Origin of the sequence: Microseira wollei NIES-4236 (genome assembly GCF_020521235.1) — a bacterium.
Classification (GTDB): domain Bacteria; phylum Cyanobacteriota; class Cyanobacteriia; order Cyanobacteriales; family Aerosakkonemataceae; genus Microseira; species Microseira wollei.
Map to the genome: position 1 here is coordinate 1 of NZ_BLAY01000433.1, position 1,462 is coordinate 1,462.

Here is a 1,462-nt window from a genome sequence, read left to right on the forward strand (position 1 = left end):
CTGACCTAACGGTACAGCGCGGGCTTCCAAGCATCACTGCTTGGCTTTCCTGGTTACTCCCCTTCGGGATTTCGACACTTGCCTAGATTGAGTTGCCTCAACCCCCGGTAGACCGTCTGCACAGGCAGTTTCCATTCCCCCAAGTCCTGGGGTACTAATGAGGACAATTCCTCGATTGCGAATGACTTGAGCGCTAGCGATGTCTCGATCTGTTGCATATCCACATTCAGGACAATGATGAACTCTCACACTCAAATCCTTCTGAACAATTGCATCACATTCAGGACAGGTCTGAGACGTACCATTGGCATTGACTTCGGCAAAGAACTTGCCACGTTTCCAGCAAACATACTTGACGATGGAACGGAATTGTCCAAACGCAGCATCGAGCATGTGTTTACCCAACATTCCCTTGGCACTTACCCGATAGTCCAAGTCTTCCATGAAGACCATATCGGCAGCATCACAGTAGCTCAGTGGTGCTTGCAGAAACTGAAAGTTCTTGCGTGTGTTGTCAATCGCATGGTGCATTCCTTGCACCTTGATGCGTTGCTTCTCGTAGTTCTTAGACCGCTTCTGTTTTCTACCCAGTCTACGTTGCAGCACTTTCAGCCTACTTTGCATCTGCTTAAAAAACTTGGGCGGCTTTACGAGTACTCCGTCACTGGTTGCCAAAAACTTTTCCAGTCCTACATCCACTCCAATCGGATGACCGTGGGGCATGGGATCTGGGACATTGACATCGCACTGAATGTTGACCGAGGCATACCACTTATCCGCCTTCTTGAGGATGCGAACTTGCTTCACCACAAACCCATCGGGAACCGGGCGATGCAAGTTAATCGGAATCAGCCCAATTTTCGGCAACTTCAAATGAATTCCCGTGATGGGGCTGTCCTTGAATTGCGGAAACAACAGCGATTTGAATTGCCCGTATTTCTTGAAGCGCGGAAATCCAAATCCACGGGATTGAAATCCCTCCCAAGCTTTGTGCAGTTGTTTGATAGCTTGCTGCAACACCACCAGACGGAACTTCGCCCAATCGGGGAAACTCCTTCTTGGCATGGGGCAGTGCATTCAATTGCTGCACTTCATTGGGAAATTTCAAATCCGCAGACAGGATGTATTCCTGCTCAACCCTTGCATCGATCAATCATGCACTTGCGACTATTGCACCAATCCTTAATTTCTCGCAGGGCATAGTTGTAGGCGCTGCGACAGGTTTCCATCCACTCAAACAGGGTATTCTCCTGAGTGGCATCGGGATAGAGGCGATAGCGATAGTTCAAGGTCAACATTCCTCTACATTAGCATATTTACTATAAGTTTGCGTTCTAGTAAATGCTTGTCTCGGGGGCATCGAACCCCACTCGACAAGCGCGGGGTGTCCATGTATCCCGTCGCTCACCCTCTGGGTTGAGCGCGGGTCTTATCGCCCCCCGAACCCCCCAGAAGATAAAAA

1 pseudogene is annotated in these 1,462 nt (G+C 49.5%); it reads right to left on the minus strand.

The features are described 5' to 3' along the window. Positions 1-33: 33 nt before the first annotated feature. Positions 34-1,298: pseudogene (locus tag MiSe_RS49050) on the minus strand (RNA-guided endonuclease InsQ/TnpB family protein). Positions 1,299-1,462 lie beyond the last annotated feature (164 nt).